This is a genomic window from Photorhabdus antumapuensis (assembly GCF_020387775.1).
In the GTDB taxonomy this organism is placed as follows: domain Bacteria; phylum Pseudomonadota; class Gammaproteobacteria; order Enterobacterales; family Enterobacteriaceae; genus Photorhabdus; species Photorhabdus antumapuensis.
This window is the reverse complement of record NZ_JAHZMK010000012.1, coordinates 132,891-150,975: the sequence shown is the minus strand read 5'-3', so window position 1 is coordinate 150,975 and position 18,085 is coordinate 132,891. Positions and strand designations below refer to the sequence as shown.

The 18,085-nt window shown below is 42.7% G+C and carries 16 protein-coding genes; 7 read left to right on the top strand and 9 right to left on the bottom strand.

Annotated elements, in window-relative coordinates; all coding sequences use genetic code 11:
- Positions 1-21 precede the first annotated feature (21 nt).
- Positions 22-513, top strand: coding sequence for a YajQ family cyclic di-GMP-binding protein (locus KZ793_RS04175; protein ID WP_225813767.1), 492 nt, complete (start codon positions 22-24; stop codon positions 511-513).
- 122 nt (positions 514-635) lie between these two features.
- Here KZ793_RS04175 and KZ793_RS04170 read toward each other — a convergent pair whose 3' ends face one another.
- From KZ793_RS04170 to KZ793_RS04130, 9 genes are all read right to left on the bottom strand, one after another.
- The gene (locus tag KZ793_RS04170; RefSeq protein ID WP_225813765.1) at positions 636-2,015 is read right to left on the bottom strand and encodes an MFS transporter; all 1,380 of its coding nucleotides are present in this window, start codon (positions 2,013-2,015) and stop codon (positions 636-638) included.
- A gap of 157 nt (positions 2,016-2,172) precedes the next feature.
- On the bottom strand, positions 2,173-3,057 hold the full coding sequence (gene cyoE, locus KZ793_RS04165) for a heme o synthase (protein WP_225813763.1): 885 nt from the start codon (positions 3,055-3,057) through the stop codon (positions 2,173-2,175).
- A gap of 13 nt (positions 3,058-3,070) precedes the next feature.
- A complete protein-coding gene (locus KZ793_RS04160) occupies positions 3,071-3,403 on the bottom strand; it encodes a cytochrome o ubiquinol oxidase subunit IV (RefSeq protein ID WP_225813762.1) in 333 nt (110 codons plus the stop codon).
- The gene (locus KZ793_RS04155; protein ID WP_132353784.1) at positions 3,403-4,017 is read right to left on the bottom strand and encodes a cytochrome o ubiquinol oxidase subunit III; all 615 of its coding nucleotides are present in this window, start codon (positions 4,015-4,017) and stop codon (positions 3,403-3,405) included. The genes KZ793_RS04160 and KZ793_RS04155 overlap by 1 nt, the downstream gene beginning before the upstream one ends.
- A complete protein-coding gene (gene cyoB, locus KZ793_RS04150; protein WP_225813760.1) occupies positions 4,007-5,998 on the bottom strand; it encodes a cytochrome o ubiquinol oxidase subunit I in 1,992 nt (663 codons plus the stop codon). Before cyoB ends, KZ793_RS04155 begins: the two co-directional genes overlap by 11 nt.
- A 4-nt stretch (positions 5,999-6,002) precedes the next feature.
- Positions 6,003-6,938, bottom strand: coding sequence for a cytochrome o ubiquinol oxidase subunit II (cyoA, locus tag KZ793_RS04145; protein WP_118985113.1), 936 nt, complete (start codon positions 6,936-6,938; stop codon positions 6,003-6,005).
- Positions 6,939-7,287: 349 nt separating this feature from the next.
- A complete protein-coding gene (locus tag KZ793_RS04140; protein WP_225813758.1) occupies positions 7,288-8,049 on the bottom strand; it encodes a nucleoside-specific channel-forming Tsx family protein in 762 nt (253 codons plus the stop codon).
- A gap of 250 nt (positions 8,050-8,299) precedes the next feature.
- Positions 8,300-9,778 (bottom strand): muropeptide MFS transporter AmpG, encoded by a 1,479-nt coding sequence (ampG, locus tag KZ793_RS04135; protein ID WP_225813756.1) that lies wholly within the window; start codon positions 9,776-9,778, stop codon positions 8,300-8,302.
- Positions 9,779-9,831: 53 nt separating this feature from the next.
- Positions 9,832-10,410, bottom strand: a complete 579-nt coding sequence (locus KZ793_RS04130; RefSeq protein WP_225813754.1) for a lipoprotein — start codon at positions 10,408-10,410, stop codon at positions 9,832-9,834.
- 243 nt (positions 10,411-10,653) lie between these two features.
- Between KZ793_RS04130 and bolA the strand changes: the two genes are divergently transcribed.
- The 6 genes from bolA to hupB all read left to right on the top strand — a co-directional run bounded on the left by bolA (position 10,654) and on the right by hupB (position 18,024).
- Positions 10,654-10,968: a transcriptional regulator BolA gene (gene bolA / locus KZ793_RS04125; RefSeq protein WP_225813752.1), complete on the top strand. Its 315-nt coding sequence runs from the start codon at positions 10,654-10,656 to the stop codon at positions 10,966-10,968.
- A 378-nt stretch (positions 10,969-11,346) separates the two neighbouring features.
- Positions 11,347-12,651: a trigger factor gene (tig, locus tag KZ793_RS04120; protein WP_225813751.1), complete on the top strand. Its 1,305-nt coding sequence runs from the start codon at positions 11,347-11,349 to the stop codon at positions 12,649-12,651.
- 272 nt (positions 12,652-12,923) lie between these two features.
- Positions 12,924-13,547, top strand: a complete 624-nt coding sequence (gene clpP, locus KZ793_RS04115) for an ATP-dependent Clp endopeptidase proteolytic subunit ClpP (protein WP_058588443.1) — start codon at positions 12,924-12,926, stop codon at positions 13,545-13,547.
- Positions 13,548-13,684: 137 nt separating this feature from the next.
- The gene (clpX, locus tag KZ793_RS04110) at positions 13,685-14,956 is read left to right on the top strand and encodes an ATP-dependent protease ATP-binding subunit ClpX (protein ID WP_225813749.1); all 1,272 of its coding nucleotides are present in this window, start codon (positions 13,685-13,687) and stop codon (positions 14,954-14,956) included.
- A 208-nt stretch (positions 14,957-15,164) separates the two neighbouring features.
- Positions 15,165-17,519 (top strand): endopeptidase La, encoded by a 2,355-nt coding sequence (gene lon, locus KZ793_RS04105; protein WP_118985105.1) that lies wholly within the window; start codon positions 15,165-15,167, stop codon positions 17,517-17,519.
- Between the two features lie 229 nt (positions 17,520-17,748).
- Positions 17,749-18,024 carry a nucleoid-associated protein HU-beta gene (gene hupB / locus KZ793_RS04100; protein WP_011148005.1) on the top strand — a complete coding sequence of 92 codons (276 nt, stop codon included), beginning with the start codon at positions 17,749-17,751 and terminating at the stop codon, positions 18,022-18,024.
- Positions 18,025-18,085 lie beyond the last annotated feature (61 nt).

The following is an 18,085-nucleotide window of genomic DNA, read 5'->3' as shown; positions in this document are numbered from 1 at the left end:
ATTATCAGGAGGTCATGGATCATGCCATCTTTCGATATTGTTTCAGAAATTGATATGCATGAAGTTCGCAATGCGGTAGAAAATGCGCAGCGCGAGCTCGCTAGCCGTTGGGATTTTCGTAATGTCAGCGCCAGTTTCGAATTAAATGAAAAAAGTGAATCTATCAAGATTGCCAGTGAGTCAGATTTTCAGGTAAGTCAGTTGGTCGATATTATACGTGAAAAGCTGGCTAAGCGTGGTATCGATGGCTCTGCATTGAATATCCCTGATGATATGTTGCACAGTGGTAAGACTTATAGCGTTGAAGCGACTCTGAAGCAGGGGATTGATACCCCTACGGCGAAAAAGATTGTGAAGCTGATTAAGGATAGTAAGCTGAAAGTACAGGCACAGATTCAGGGTGAGCAAGTGCGAGTGACAGGTAAAGCTCGTGATGATTTGCAAAGTGTTATGGCATTAGTTCGTGGCGCAGAGCTGGGACAGCCATTCCAGTTTACTAATTTCCGGGATTGATTTTCCACCCAATGGATTGATATATCTAGTTTAATGTGGAGCGGGGTATTCCTAGCCGGAATACCGCTCCCAATTTACCTTAATATCGAATCGGAGCGAGTAGGGGTTATCTGGTTTGATACTTAATCTATCGTGTCATTATTATTAGCTATCAATTGTTCAAGTTGTGCTCTGCTTGTCAGCTTAGTATCTACTTTTATGTAGGCACTATGCTCCTCCGGAACAATAACGACATCGCAAACGCCTGGCTGAACAAGAATTTTTTGTTCCAGCAATGCTTTATTGACTATATTTTCTGGTAGAGAAATTCTGATGCTGCTGACATAAGGAGGTTGTTTCATTGTTATACTGATGATGAACCAAATGATTGTCAGAACGATACCTGCCGCAAATACCAGCGGTGCTCCTTTTAATTCATATAACCAACCACCAAGGCCACCTCCTAAAGCGACACCTAAAAATTGGCTGGTGGAGTAGATACCCATTGCTGTACCTTTATAACCCGCTGGTGCTTCTTTACTGATGAGTGATGGCAAGATAGCTTCCATTACATTGAAAGCAATAAAGAAAATTTGTATGCCGATAAAAATCACCCATAAATGATGTCCCGCCGCCCATAATACAATTTCAGCAATCAGCAGCATTGTGATGCACAGTGAAAACACTTGTTTCATGCGGCGTTTTTTTTCTGCGTAAATAATGAAAGGTAAAACAGATAGGAATGAAACTAGCATAGTGATCAGGTAAACCTTCCAAAGTTGTTGGTTAGGGAGCCCTGCTTGTTGCATCACTAGAGGAAAGGCGACAAAACTTGCCATTAGCAAAGTGTGCAAACTGAGAATGCCAAAGTTAAGTTTCAGCAATTGGCTATCAGCCAGAACTTTACGAAAGCTGTGACGGACAATGCCTGATTCACGGTTAAGCATGTGTTTATCTGCGGAGGGAACAGCAAATAGTGTTATTAGAATGCCACAACCGGCCAGAATGGTAATTACCCAAAACAGACCGTTTAACCCAATGGCATGAGTCAGGATTGGGCCAAGTACAATGGCTATGGCGAAAATTATTCCGAAACTAATGCCAATAAAAGCCATCGCTTTAGTTCGATTTTGTTCTCGGGTTAAATCAGAAAGTAGCGCCATGATTGCAGCAGATATAGCTCCAGTACCTTGTAGCGCTCGTCCAATTATTATGCCCCAGATAGAATCACTGAGAGCAGCAATGATACTGCCAAGGACGAATAGTAGTAACCCACCAATAATTAAGGGCTTACGGCCAATTTTGTCAGAAAGCAGACCAACTGGAATCTGGAAAATGGCTTGGGTTAAACCATAAATGCCAATGGCGATGCCAATAAGTGTTTCGGTGGCATCTTTTAGATGAAGGCCGTAGGTTGTTAATACTGGAAGAACCATGAACATGCCTAGCATTCGCAGAGAAAAAATTGAACCTAGGCCCCATGTCGCCCGAAGCTCAAGTGGCGTCATTTTATTATCGTTCATGATTACCTCGAAATATTTTGATGCGTCATTGTAGATAGGTTTTCAATAAGGGGTAAATAGTTAATTGAATTAATAATATTGAAGTATTAAGGCGAGGGGATAATAGGCTGGAAGGAAACTGATGGCAGAGGGGGTAAGCCACTGCCATCAGGGAACATTACCGGACGTAAGTTAGGAAGGCTTCTGAGGGCACATGCGGGTCAATAGACATCATGACACTCAGGGAAGTGATTGCCACAATGGAAAATATAAATAATTTACGAGCCCAAATGCGGTCATTATCAGTTTTGTAACCGGATAACGCCATTCCTAGCCACCAGACGCTCACTGCGGCTGCAACGACCAGATATTTGTAACCAGCGTAGCCGCTGATAGCTAACATAAGGGTTGCAATCATAAATGCCAGGATATAAAGGATAATGTGGTTTTTCGCCACAGATATGCCTTTAATCACGGGCAGTACAGGAATGTTGGCTGCCTGGTAATCTTTGAAACGAAAAATAGCAATGGCATAGGAGTGCGGCATTTGCCACAGGCTGAAAATCAGTAACAGGATCAACGCGCCCGTATCAAACTGACCAGTCACTGCACAATAACCGATAACTGGAGGTGCCGCACCAGACAAACTGCCGATTAATGTGCCATAAACAGATTTTCTTTTCATGTAGAGGCTGTAAACCCCTACATATACGACAAAACCGATAATCGCTAATTGCATTGCTAAAGCATTGGTTGCTGCATAGAGCAGCACTATGCCAGCAATACCCAGTATTGATGCATAAATCAGGCTGATTTTCGGATCAATAAGCCCTTTTACAAGGACGCGGTTTTTTGTTCTTTCCATGATCCGATCGATGTCACGGTCAATGTAGTTGTTAAATACACAACCAGAAGCCACGACTAATGAAACGCCGAGTAGAGTCGAAATGAACAAAGGGTAATCAATCACCCCTTTCGAGGCGAGTAGAAAACCACCGATGACAGAAATTAAATTGCCGAAAATAATTCCTGGTTTAGTTACTTGCAGGTATTGCTTAATCATAATATGCAGCTCTTTAATCAACCATCATATTAATGTTGAGGTTGTACATGATCCATAACGAGCCAACAACAACAATACCGATAATCAAAATAGTGAACAGCAATGCGACTAAGTTCCAGCGCTCTTCTGATGAAGTGTTCATGTGCAGGAAGTAGATAAAATGAACAAGAATCTGCACAACAGCCAGACCGACTACCGTTGTCAGGATAGTGGCATGGGAGGCGGAACCATCCATTACCATCCAGAACGGAATCACTGTCAGGATGACTGAAAGAACAAAGCCGATAATATAAGACTTCAGGCTACCGTGGCTAGCTCCAGTATGAGCTGTATTTGAATGATTCATTACATAGCTCCTAACAGATAAACAACGGTAAATACACAGATCCACACCACATCAAGGAAGTGCCAGAATAAGCTCAGGCAATTCAGACGGGTTTTGTTAACATCGGTTAAGCCGCGGCGTGTTACCTGAATCATCATGATGATAATCCAGACCAGACCACAGGTAACGTGGATACCGTGAGTAGCGACTAGAGCGAAGAATCCAGATAGGAACGCACTGCGGTCAGGGCCGTAGCCGTCTGCAATCAGATGATGGAATTCATACAGTTCCATTGCCACGAAGCCAAGGCCGAACAGGAAAGTCATACCGAGCCAAGCGTTAACCTGGCCGATTTTGCCTTTGTGCATACCCAGCATGGCAAAGCCATAAGTGATACTACTGAATAACAGCAGGAAAGTTTCAACCAGTACAAAAGAGAGGTCGAAAATTTCTTTACCAGATTTGCCGCCTGCGGTTCCGTTAACCAGCACTGCATAAGTCGCAAACAGACATGCGAACAAAATACAGTCACTCATCAAGTAGATCCAGAAACCGAATACTTTAGTGGCTCCCGCATCGTGGTGCCCATGATCCTCATGGGCATGATTGTGGTTAGTCATAGTTTCAGTTGACATGGTTCAGACCTGCCTTGCTAATTTGTTCATGGTGCTGATTCTCAATTTGCTCAACTTCAGCAACCGGTACGTAGTAATCAACATCGTCATCAAAGCTTTTCGCAATCCAAGTGATAATCATGCCAGCGAAGCCTGCGATAGCCAGCCACCAGATATGCCAAATCATAGCGAAGCCAAAAAGCAAGCTGAAGCCAGCAATAATTACACCTGCACCGGCATTTTTAGGCATATGAATTTCTTCATATTTAGCGGGACGTTTATAAGCTGTGCCTTTTTCTTTCATATCCCACCATGCATCACGCGTTTGCACATGTGGAACGTCAGCAAAGTTATAAAACGGTGGTGGAGAAGATGTTGCCCACTCCAGAGTACGTCCGCCCCAAGGGTCACCGGTCAGGTCACGGTTTTGGTCACGGTCACGGATACTAACGTAGAATTGAATGACCTGACACAGGATGCCAACGGCGATCAATGCAACACCAATCGCGGAGACAACCAGCAAAGTATGGAATTCAGGGTTGATATTTTGGCTGATACGACGGGTCATCCCCATAAAGCCGAGTGCGTAAACTGGCATAAAGGCGATAAAGAAGCCAATGATCCAGAACCAGAATGCGCGGACACCCCATTTTTCGTTCAGTGTGAAACCAAAGGCTTTCGGGAACCAGTAAGCAGTACCGGCGAAGCAACCGAAGACAACACCACCGATGATAACATTATGGAAGTGTGCAATCAGGAACAAGCTGTTATGCAGAACGAAGTTTGCACCTGGAACTGCCAGCAGAACGCCAGTCATACCACCGATAGAGAAGGTGACGATAAAGCCAACAGTCCACAACATCGGTGTTTTATACTCAATACGGCCCTGATACATGGTGAACAGCCAGTTGAAGATCTTAACACCTGTCGGAATCGAGATAATCATGGTGGCTATACCAAAGAAGGCGTTAACGTTCGCACCGGAGCCCATCGTAAAGAAGTGGTGCAGCCATACGATAAACGACAATACGGTGATGGCAATGGTTGCCCATACCAGAGAAGTGTAGCCGAACAGCCGTTTTTTCGAGAACGTCGCAGTCACTTCAGAGAAAACACCAAAGACTGGCAGCACCAGAATATAAACTTCAGGGTGACCCCAAGCCCATATCAGGTTGATATACATCATCATATTACCGCCCATATCATTGGTGAAGAAATGGGTACCCATGTAACGGTCAAAAGTTAGCAGGGCAATGGTAACTGTCAGAATCGGGAATGCTGCGATGATCAGTACGTTAGTACAGAGTGCTGCCCAGGAGAATACAGGCATTTTCATCATAGACATGCCAGGAGCGCGCATACGCAGGATCGTCGCAAAGAAGTTAACGCCTGTCAGTAATGTGCCGATACCGGATATCTGAAGACTCCATATCCAATAATCGACTCCAACGCCTGGGCTATATTCTATACCTGAGAGCGGAGGATAAGCTAACCAGCCGGTCTGAGCGAATTCACCTATACCCAGAGAGATGTTAATCAGTGCAACACCAACGACGAAGAACCAGAAACTCAGTGAGTTCAGGAATGGGAATGCCACGTCACGAGCGCCGATCTGTAGTGGAACCACGATGTTCATCAGGCCGACAACAAAAGGTGTCGCCATGAAGAAAATCATGATGACGCCGTGGGCGGTAAAAATCTGGTCATAGTGATGCGGTGGCAGGAAACCTGCTTCACTCGCAGAAGCAACAGCCTGCTGACCACGCATCATGATGGCATCGGCGAAGCCACGGAGCATCATGACCAGAGCCACGATAATGTACATAATACCGATTTTCTTGTGGTCAACGCTGGTTAACCACTCGCTCCATAGCCATTTCCATTTACGGAAATAGGTCAGGGCTCCGACAATTGCGAGCCCTGCGAAGAGAATCCCTGCAAGAGTGACCATGACAATGGGCTCATGCAATGGGATTGCATCAAGTGTTAATTTTCCCAACATTACTTTATTCCTCAACTCCGGCATGAGCAGTTTCGCTCATATTCATGTTATGACCTGTCGTTGCACCGTGGCCGCCATGCATATTCATGTTGCCCATAAATTTGGCAATAATGTCTTGATACAGGTTAGGCTTAACGCTTGAGAAGTATTCAACCGGATGGTTTTGGCTCTGTTTGGCTAACTCATCAAATGCTTGCATGGTATCCAAGGTTTTAGGAGAAGCTTTCACTGTTTGAACCCATTGTTCAAAACCTTCACGATCTGCGGTAGCTGTAGCAGTAAATTTCATGCCAGAGAAGCCGTGGCCACTATAGCTACTGGACAAACCTTTATAAGTGCCAGGTTCATCGGCAATTAAGTGAAGTTTAGTCTGCATACCAGCCATTGCATAGATTTGACCTCCTAACTGTGGGATGAAGAATGAATTCATCACAGAATCAGAGGTGATTTTGAAGTTAATAGGAACCCCGGTAGGGAAAGCAATTTCGTTAACTGTAGCGATGCCTTGCTCCGGGTAAACGAACAGCCATTTCCAATCAAGAGAAATAACTTCGATAGTCACTGGTTTTTCATCACTGACCAGTGGCTTATATGGGTCAAGCTCGTGGGTTGTTTTCCAGGTAATGGTTGCTAAAATAATAATGATAATGATAGGAACGGTCCATACTACCAGCTCAATTTTATTTGAGTGTGCCCAATTAGGGCGATAGGTAGCACTTCTGTTGGCTTCGCGGTAACGCAGGGCAAAAGTGAATGCCATGATGATTACCGGAATAACGATGATCAGCATCAGGCCAATAGCCGTGAGTATCAGCGTTTTTTGTTCAGCGCCGATGGCGCCTTTAGGATTCATCAATACCATATCGCAGCCACTCAGCACGAGAGTAGCCGCTAGTATTGACAATATCCCAATACCTTTATTGTATTTCATAAGTCTCATCTAACGACTCCAAATAACAAAAGCTCTATTGTCGTTTCATCAGTGCGGGCATTCTACGGTAAGGCTACTGGAGTGTAAACATTTGTAATAGTTAGTTGAGGGGTTGTTACCCTTTATGTCGATGGGATCACATGCAAGTGGAGGATTAATCAGAAGTTAGCTTGAAAAGGTTATTTAATTGTAACGAAATAGGGCGGAAATACGAATTTATACCAAAGTTATTTTATATTTTTTAGTGAAGGGGAAAAAAATAAAAAAATTTGCTTTAAAAATTTCCACCGCGGCCATTTTATTTAAGAATTAAATTAATTGTGAGCCACTTTTGGTCGCTCACAATTAAGATCAATAATTAGAAATTATATTTGATAGTGTAAACAATCCCATCCTGCCAGAAATCTTCACCCAGTTTATGATCGGCATATCGATATTGAATGCCGGTTGTGAAGGATTGGTGAGGTGTCCACCATAACGCTATTGCACCATTGGTACCGTTCCGTCCACCGTTGCCGTAGCGTTCATTCCGGTTAAGTTCTATTTCATTCCAGTTAGTTATGCTGAATTTTTCTTCCCAGAGTTGAAAGTCGTAACCCGCAACCCAACCAACGACATAGCCGTTATTACCGGAGTAGAAAGTTTGGTCAACATAGTGCAGCGCAACAAACGGTTTGAACCAGACGCCGGCGAAATCAGTGTTGTAACCAATACCATAGAGAGTGTTTACCTCATGGAAATTCCCGCCATGTGCTGTACCTGGGAGGGAGTAAGTACCGTAAACATGACCATAGAGATTGAAGCCAGTATCAGCCAGATAAAAGCGTCCGGTGGTTTTAAAAGTGTATCTTTGGTTATCTCCTGGTTGAGCATGCTGACTGTTGAAAGCATTTTCCAGATCAAAGAACCCGTATAATTCACCCCAGTTAAATCCGGCTCCGCCTTCCAGCTCCAAGTAGGCAAAGTCATCTTTATGAGAGGTTTGCCCTGACTTGTGTGTGGTATGGCTAGTCCAGTCAAGGTAGTTCATACTGAGATTAGCAAAGCCTCCTTGATATTCAGCATAAGCTGGAACTGAGACGGTGGTGAATAAAGCAGTAGCCAGAATGGTTGTTCTCATAAATTTCTCTAACGCATCCATGAAAAGAGGTTTTGGGTTTTAAAGTTATATTAAATAACCCTTAAAATGGTAGTCTGATTCTACGCGGATATGAATATTGAACAATCAAATAATTACTTGAAAATAGCACTTTTGGGCAAATGACTATTTGAAGTGTGATCGCTATCACTTAAATATTAAAAAAGAGGACAGAGATATCAAAGGCTGACAGCCGTCAACCTTTAATAAATTAACTTAATGTTTTTGCCTTTTAAGCCAATTTGTTCCTTCTTAATGCGCGATAATCTAGAAAGCTACCGAGAATGATGCCTGTGATACCAATCTGTGCTCCCCATAATAGTAATGTTTCGGCTAGATCAGGTGCATGAGTCCAGTTAAGAGCATTGGTGGTGATGGTAAATAACCAGAATGTAAGCAAGATACTTGCTAATGATAGTAAGCCAAGTGCTAGACGATAAAAATTTCTAAACTCAGTACGTGGCATAAAATCGTTAGTTCGCTGGGTATAAGTCAGAGTCTGTCGGCAGATAAATAACAGTAATAAGCCTGGAACAGAGGCCGCTATAGAGAATAGATAGAAGTTTGGCCAGCCATGTAATTCAACGAACCAACCCGCAATTGGGCCGACATAGACGCGTCCAACAGCAGATAAGGCAGATAATAAAGCAAACTGTGTTGCAGAGAATGATTTATGACATAACGCCATAAGTAAGGCAACAAATGCAGCGGTTCCCATTCCGCCACAGATATTTTCCAGAAAAATGGCGCTGCCCATAGTGTAGATATTTTTGTCAGTAATGGATAACAGCCAGTATCCAATATTGGAAATCGCTTGAAGAATGCCAAAGATCATTAGTGAGCGGAATAAACTCCATCGTTGCATCAGATAACCACCATATAATGCACCAACGATAGTTGCTGTTAATCCCAGAGTTTTGTTGATCATTCCAACCTCACCAGCATCAAAGCCAATACCACGGATAAGAAATGGGGTACTTAGGCTGGCAGCAAAGGCATCTCCCATTTTATACATGACAATTAGTAGCAGTATCAGCCACGCATTATTGCGATTAAAAAAATCGGCTAATGGTTCTATTGCAGCTTGTTGGAGTGTTTTTGGTGGCAGAGCGCCAATTTCAGGTTCTTTAGCTTTTAACGTCGCATAGACGCCAATCAGCATCAGTCCAGCCATCAACCAGTAGGTGTGTTGCCAGCCAATATAGCGGTCTGCGATCCATAATGCTAACCCGCCTGAAACTAACATGGCTAATCGATAACCAAGTACCGAAACGGCAGCACCTACACCCCGCTCTTCGATACTCAGTAAATCGGTTTTATAAGCATCAAAGACGATATCCTGTGATGCAGAACAGAAAGCGACGGTTACCGCCAGTGTGGCTAGCCACCATAGATGTTGAGATGGTTGGAGAAAACCCATTGTAGCGATACTGGCGATGAGTAATAACTGTGTAACAAGTAGCCAACCTCGGCGACGCCCAAGAAAAGGGGGGATAAAGCGGTCCATAAAAGGGGACCAAAGAAATTTGAAAACATACGCTTGGCCGACAAGAGAAAAGAAGCCAATTGTTTTAAGATCAATGTTTTCAACGGTCATCCATGCTTGCAGGGTGCTGGCAGTCAGTGCGAGTGGTAAACCAGAAACAAAGCCAAGTAAAAGCAGGATTCGTGAGTTATGTTGGGTAAAAACGGTGAGATAACGATAAGACATGTGCCTCCCAAAACCCTGCCCTTGGCGGGCAGAGTAAATAATTAATCCTTTAATTAGCGAGCATTTTGTTTGATGAAATTGCTGACGGAAGGATCTTGAGCCATATCTGCTATGACTTCTGATAATACAGTATTGACTGCATCAGCAATTTTTTCATTAGTTGCGCCTAAAGGACCTTGTACATTATAGCTAGTGCGATAATTTTTAACTTGTTTACTGCCATTTTGCGCTGTACTAATGATGGAAATATCGGCTTTTGTTGAAATATTATGGCGCAGGCTGCCTTCTTTAACGTCTGCATATAAATTGTTCACAATAATTTGCAGATTGGCATTGGCTGGAGAGCCAATCATATAACCACGGGCAGTCATCTGTTTTTCCAGGATTTCTTGGAGTAGAAAGCGCAGATCACGGGATGGTTTCAGTATTTCCAGCTTTGCATTGCGGTTAACTTGAGCAAGTGTCTGAGATTGACGATTGTCGGCACCGCTGATACTGATGGTAATCGCGCCCATCGTTGGGTCTGTTGTTGGTAATGTAATTTTAGGTTCGATGGTCAGGGTATTGCTGGGAGCGGCGCAACCAGCAAGAAGAGCAAGCGCAATGAGTGGGAATAAGATTATTTTCAACATGTTAATTTTCTCATCAGTGATAAGGATATCCAGTAATACTTATCAATAGCATAAATTACGTCAATAATAGCACTGCCTTTTAATCATGGCATATCCCTGATGGGGTAAACGCATATAAAAACCTTATGATGTGGGATTCGATTAAAAGATATTTTAATGCGTTGATGCTATAACTCGTGGAGAATAGGCTAAAATTATTAGTATGGTTGGCAGTACGACTGCTGTGCGGTTAAGGAGAATGATATGGTATATCAGGATATAGAAGAGAAATTACAGGCTGCATTTAATCCCTCATATCTTGAGGTCATTGATGAAAGTGATCGTCACAATGTACCCATAGGTTCTGAAAGCCATTTTAAAGTCGTCATCATCAGTAATAAATTTGTTGGTGAACGTATGCTGAACCGACATCGTTCCGTTTACGGCGTATTATCGGCAGAATTGTCCGCAGGTGTTCATGCTTTGGCGTTGCATACTTATACAGAAAAAGAGTGGAATGAATTACAGGATACTGTTTTAGCGTCACCGGCATGTCGCGGGGGTAATATTGTTGCCTGAAATCCGCTGATTGATACTTAATTTGGGGCGTTTTTTTACACAATAGAATAAATTCAGCGAATGGTCTTCGGGCCGTTTTTATGTTTTATATATGATACATTTTGGATGCAAATTTAGCCGCTGAATAATCGTTATCTTGTGAAGTTGATGAATAGTTCGGCCTTTTTTCAGCAATTCTCGACTCACACCCTCTGCATCGCTATAATGTCGCGTCTAATTTTTAGAATGGTTTCGGGACGCTTCTGACATCAGGGATTCTCGGTTTTTAAATGCGACCGCCCCGGTTCTTAGAGAGTGTTGCGATTGGTACATAAAATATGTGCTGGTTGTATGGTCTCTGGAGTTGACCGAGCACTATGATTTTTTTGAGGTAAAAAGATGCAAGTTTCTGTTGAAACCACTCAAGGCCTTGGGCGTCGTGTGACAATCACCGTTCCTGCTGCCGATGTTGAAAAAGCAGTTAGTAGTGAGTTGGTCAATGTAGCAAAAAAAGTTCGTATCGATGGTTTCCGTAAAGGCAAAGTGCCTATGAACATCGTTAAACAGCGCTACGGTGCTTCTGTTATTCAGGATGTTCTGAGTGATTTGATGCAACGTAACTTTATTAACGCAATCATCGAACAAAAAATTAATCCAGCCGGTGCACCAAGTTATGCACCAGAACAGTTTAAAAATGGTGAAGATTTCACTTACTCTGTAGAGTTTGAAGTTTATCCAGAAGTTGAATTGAAAGATCTGGAAGCTATTGAAGTTGAAAAGCCCGTTGTTGAAGTAAAAGACGAAGATGTTGATGCAATGCTGGAAACATTGCGTAAGCAGCAGGCTAATTGGAAAGAAACCGAAGAATCTGTTGGCGCAGAAGATCGTGTGACTGTTGACTTCAATGGTTCTATTGATGGTGAAGAGTTTGAAGGTGGTAAGGCTTCTGATTTTGTTCTGGCTATGGGTCAGGGTCGTATGATCCCAGGTTTTGAAGAGGGCATTATTAGCCATAAAGCTGGGGAAGAATTTACCATTGATGTGAATTTCCCAGAAGATTATCATGCTGAAAATCTGAAAGGTAAAGCTGCTAAATTTGCAATCACGTTGAAAAAAGTGGAACAGCGCGAGTTGCCAGAGTTGAATGAAGAATTCATCAAACGTTTCGGTATTGCTGATGGCACTGTTGATGGTCTGCGTGCAGAAGTACGTAAAAATATGGAACGTGAACTGAAAAATGCAGTTCGTAACCGTATAAAATCCCAGGTTATCGAGGGATTAGTTAAGGCTAACGAAATCGAAGTTCCTGCTGCTGTTGTTGATAGCGAAATTGATGTTCTGCGCCGTCAATCTGCTCAGCGTTTCGGTGGCAACGAAAAACAAGCTCTAGAATTGCCTCGTGAACTGTTTGAAGAACAGGCTAAGCGTCGCGTTGTTGTTGGCTTGTTATTAGGCGAAGTTATCAGTAGTAATGAACTGAAAGCTGATGAAGAACGAGTTAAAGTATTAATTGAGGAAATGGCTTCTGCCTATGAAGATCCTCAAGAAGTGATCGAATTCTATGGTAAAAACCAAGAGTTGATGAGTAATGTTCGTAATATTGCTTTAGAAGAACAAGCTGTTGAAGTTCTTCTGGGTAAAGCAAAAGTTTCTGAAAAAGAAACAACTTTCAATGAGTTAATGAATCAGAATCAAATGGCATAAGTTTTAGTTTTGTCATGAGATAATGAATTTATCATCTTAGTGAAATGAACCCGCAGATTAACCTGCGGGTTTTTTTATAAATAAGATGCAAGATTTTTCTTGAAAAAAGTGGGCTTACCCCCAGATCCTTTTTAATATTATGTATATGATTGCAAAATTTTTCAGGGGGAATTCCCCCTTGATTGGCTAACTTTGAATCATGGTCATCATCGCTTATCTCAAGTAGAATTGGTTATGAATGGCACCAACATGAATTCTATTAGGAGACGAAAATGTCATATAGCGACAAGCGGGATCAATATGCGCCTCACATGGCTTTGGTGCCGATGGTAGTTGAACAGACTGCTCGTGGAGAACGTTCATACGATATCTATTCGCGCTTATTAAAAGAGCGTATTATTTTCCTGACCGGTCAGGTTGAAGATCACATGGCAAACCTGGTTGCAGCTCAGATGTTGTTTCTTGAAGCAGAGAATCCGGAAAAAGATATTTTCTTATATATCAATTCACCAGGTGGTGTGATTACTGCGGGAATGTCCATCTATGATACGATGCAGTTTATTAAACCGGATGTCAGTACTATTTGTATGGGGCAGGCATGTTCAATGGGAGCATTCTTGTTGACTGCTGGGGCAAAGGGAAAACGTATCTGCTTGCCAAATTCCCGGGTTATGATCCATCAGCCATTAGGCGGTTTCCAGGGACAAGCTACAGATATTGAAATTCATGCTCAGGAAATATTGAAAGTGAAATCGCGTATGAACGAGTTGATGGCAAAACATACGGGAAGACCTATTGAAGAGATCGCGAAAGATACAGAACGTGATCGTTTCTTGTCAGCAGACGAAGCCGTAGAATATGGATTGGTTGATAAGATTTTCACCCATCGAGATTAATTTATTATTCCCGGAAGCTATAATATAAACATTCGGCTTATCATTTGGTAAGGCTATGACGTTCGGGGTAATAGCAGAAGTTTCCTGCTTTGCCAGACGAATCTGGGTGAGCAGTTGATAAAGTGAGGTTGTGACTGATGACAGATAAGCGCAAAGACGGTTCAGGAAAGCTGCTGTATTGCTCTTTCTGCGGGAAAAGCCAACATGAAGTGCGAAAATTGATTGCTGGCCCGTCAGTGTATATCTGCGATGAATGTGTGGATTTATGTAACGACATCATTCGCGAAGAAATTAAAGAGCTTGTACCACATCGTGAGCGTAATGCATTACCAACGCCTCATGAAATTCGTCAGCATTTGGATGATTATGTGATCGGCCAGGAAACGGCGAAAAAAGTGTTGGCGGTTGCTGTTTATAACCATTACAAGCGGTTACGTAATGGCGATACCAGTAACGGTATTGAATTAGGTAAAAGTAATATCCTGCTTATTGGGCCGACAGGGAGTGGTAAAACACTATTGGCTGAAACATTGGCCCGTTATCTTGATGTTCCTTTTACTATGGCAGATGCGACTACGCTGACTGAAGCGGGATATGTGGGAGAAGACGTAGAAAACATTATTCAGAAATTACTGCAAAAATGTGACTACGATGTGCAAAAGGCTCAGCGCGGTATTGTTTACATTGATGAAATTGACAAAATTTCACGTAAATCTGATAACCCGTCAATTACTCGGGATGTTTCAGGTGAGGGTGTACAGCAAGCGCTGCTGAAACTGATTGAAGGTACAATTGCGGCGGTTCCTCCTCAGGGGGGGCGTAAACATCCACAACAGGAGTTTTTACAGGTAGATACCTCTAAAATCCTATTTATTTGTGGTGGTGCGTTTGCAGGTCTGGATAAAGTGATTGGTCAGCGTCTAAATACCAGTACAGGTATTGGGTTTGGTGCAAAAGTCAAAGGTGAGTCAGAGAAAGCGACTGAAGGCGAATTGCTGGCACAGGCTGAGCCAGAAGATCTCATCAAATTTGGTCTTATCCCTGAATTTATTGGGCGGTTACCTGTTGTTGCCACGCTCAGTGAATTGAGTGAGGAAGCGTTGATCCAGATTTTGAAAGAGCCTAAAAATGCGTTGACTAAGCAGTATCAAGCACTGTTTAACCTTGAAGGTGTTGATCTGGAATTCAGAAGTGAAGCCCTGACGGCTATTGCTAAGAAAGCAATGGTTCGTAAGACTGGTGCCCGCGGCCTACGTTCTATCGTTGAAGGCGCATTGTTGGATACCATGTATGATCTGCCATCAATGGAAAACGTTGGGAAAGTTGTTGTAGATGAATCGGTTGTCAATGGTCAATCTGCGCCTTTACTGATTTACAGCAAACCGGATGCCCAAGTTTCTGGTGAATAATTGAGTCTAGGATAGGGAATTCACTAAACGAGATATTATTGAATAAAATGAGGGGATTACCCTCATTTTATTTTTATTAAAGTATCATACTATTGAATGTCAAATTCCCGTCCCCATATATTTTATATTCTATGGAGTGAAACTCGTGAGAATCGCGTTTCACGAGATTCCTTAAAAACTGGCGAAAGCTAAACGAAGAGAGAGCTCTATGAATCTTGAGCGTTCCGAACGCATAGAAATCCCTGTATTGCCTCTGCGCGATGTGGTGGTTTACCCGCATATGGTGATCCCATTGTTTGTAGGGCGTGAGAAGTCTATTCACTGCCTAGAAGCAGCAATGGATCATGACAAACAGATCATGTTGGTTGCGCAAAAAGAAGCTTCAACTGATGAGCCAGGGGTTAATGACCTTTTCTCCGTTGGTACAGTAGCTTCTATTTTACAGATGTTAAAATTGCCTGACGGCACTGTAAAAGTGCTTGTCGAAGGGTTGAAACGTGCCCGCATTACAACTCTGACTGACAATGGCGAACATTTTTCTGCTCATGCTGAGTATCTTGACTCACCGATCGTTGATGAACGTGAGCAGGAGGTTATGATCAGGACAGCTATTAATCAGTTTGAAGGCTACATTAAGCTAAATAAGAAAATACCGCCAGAGGTTTTGACTTCGCTACACAGTGTTGAAGATGCAGCTAAATTAGCTGATACAATTGCTGCGCATATGCCATTGAAACTTAGTGATAAACAGACTGTTTTGGAAATGTCTGATGTCGTTGAGCGTCTTGAATATCTGATGGCAATGATGGAATCAGAAATTGATTTGTTACAGGTAGAAAAGCGCATCCGTAACCGCGTGAAAAAACAAATGGAAAAAAGCCAGCGCGAGTACTACCTGAATGAGCAGATGAAAGCGATTCAGAAAGAACTGGGTGAAATGGATGATGCGCCTGATGAGTATGAAACCCTTAAGCGCAAAATTGAAGCGGCAAAAATGCCCAAAGAAGCTCGTGAAAAAGCCGAAGCTGAATTGCAAAAACTGAAAATGATGTCTCCTATGTCGGCGGAAGCGACGGTTGTCCGTAGCTACATCGATTGGATGGTGCAGGTTCCGTGGGTTGCTCGCAGTAAAGTTAAAAAAGATTTGGTTAAAGCTCAGGAAACTCTGGATACCGACCATTATGGTTTAGAGCGTGTGAAAGAGCGTATCCTTGAGTATCTAGCAGTACAAAGCCGAATTAGCAAAATTAAAGGGCCGATTTTATGTCTGGTTGGTCCTCCTGGGGTGGGTAAAACCTCTTTAGGTCAGTCTATTGCACGAGCGACCGGGCGGAAATATGTGCGAATGGCATTGGGTGGGGTCCGTGATGAAGCGGAAATTCGTGGTCATCGTCGTACCTATATTGGCTCTATGCCGGGCAAATTAATTCAAAAAATGTCCAAAGTTGGAGTAAAAAATCCTCTATTCCTACTGGACGAGATTGATAAGATGTCGTCCGATATGCGTGGTGATCCAGCTTCTGCCTTATTGGAAGTTTTGGACCCAGAACAGAACGTGGCATTTAACGACCATTATCTGGAGGTCGATTATGATCTGTCAGATGTCATGTTTGTTGCAACATCCAACTCTATGAATATTCCAGCCCCATTGTTGGATCGTATGGAGATTATTCGTCTTTCCGGTTATACCGAAGATGAAAAGTTGAATATTGCTAAGCGTCATTTGTTGCCTAAGCAAATTGAACGTAATGCGCTGAAAAAAAATGAATTAACTATTGATGACAGCGCAATTATTAGCATTATCCGTTATTACACTCGTGAAGCGGGAGTGCGTAGTTTAGAGCGAGAAATTTCTAAGCTGTGCCGTAAAACGGTGAAAACATTGTTAATGGATAAAAATTTAAAACATATTGAAATCAATGCAGATAACTTGAAAGATTATCTGGGTGTTCAACGTGTGGATTATGGCCGTGCAGATACGGAAAACCGTATTGGTCAGGTCACAGGACTTGCATGGACTGAAGTTGGTGGTGATTTATTGACCATTGAAACCGCATGTGTTCCAGGGAAAGGTAAACTAACCTATACCGGTTCACTCGGTGAGGTTATGCAGGAATCGATTCAGGCAGCATTAACAGTTGTTCGTGCTCGTGCTGATAAGTTGGGTATCAACTCTGATTTCTATGAGAAACGGGATATTCATGTCCACGTTCCCGAAGGTGCGACGCCAAAAGATGGCCCAAGTGCGGGTATCGCCATGTGTACAGCATTGGTCTCCTGTTTGACTGGTAATCCAGTTCGGGCGGATGTTGCTATGACGGGTGAAATCACGTTGCGTGGTTTAGTTCTGCCAATCGGTGGCTTGAAAGAGAAACTATTAGCTGCTCATCGAGGTGGAATTAAAACGGTTTTAATTCCGGAAGAGAATAAACGTGATCTAGAAGAAATTCCCCAGAACATTGTTGCAGATCTACAGATCCATCCAGTTAAACGTATTGAAGATGTTTTGGCTATTACATTGCAGGACCCTGTGTTTGGTGCAGAATTAGTGTCAGTCAAGTAGTACAAAAAGAGTGAACTTTTTCAATAAGTATGAATGAAATATAGGCTGGTAAGTGAATTCAGGCTTACCAGTTTTTTTGTATTATTAACTTGGATAAACGGCTTAATAAATATTTTGTTGTCTTATGATTTCTTGCCAATATCGGAAAGGATTGATATAACGGCACTGCTATCGGGTTATCCGTTGGGATTCTGATGCGGTAGTAAAAACTATATGGGGATGATAGAGAGTGAATAAATCACAACTGATCGACAAAATTGCTGCTGACTCTAATATTTCTAAAGCAGCTGCAGGGCGTGTAGTAGATGCATTCATTTCTTCTGTAACGGGTGCATTGAAGGATGGTGATGATGTTGCTCTGGTGGGATTCGGTACTTTTGCTGTTCGTGAACGTTCTGCACGTACAGGCCGTAACCCTCAAACAGGAAAAGAGCTCAAAATTGCTGCGGCTAAAGTACCTGCTTTCCGTCCAGGTAAAGGTTTAAAAGACGCTGTTAATGGGTGATACGAACCAAATATTGTTTATCAGCCCTTGTTATATTGGCAAACAATAGACTGACGAGATA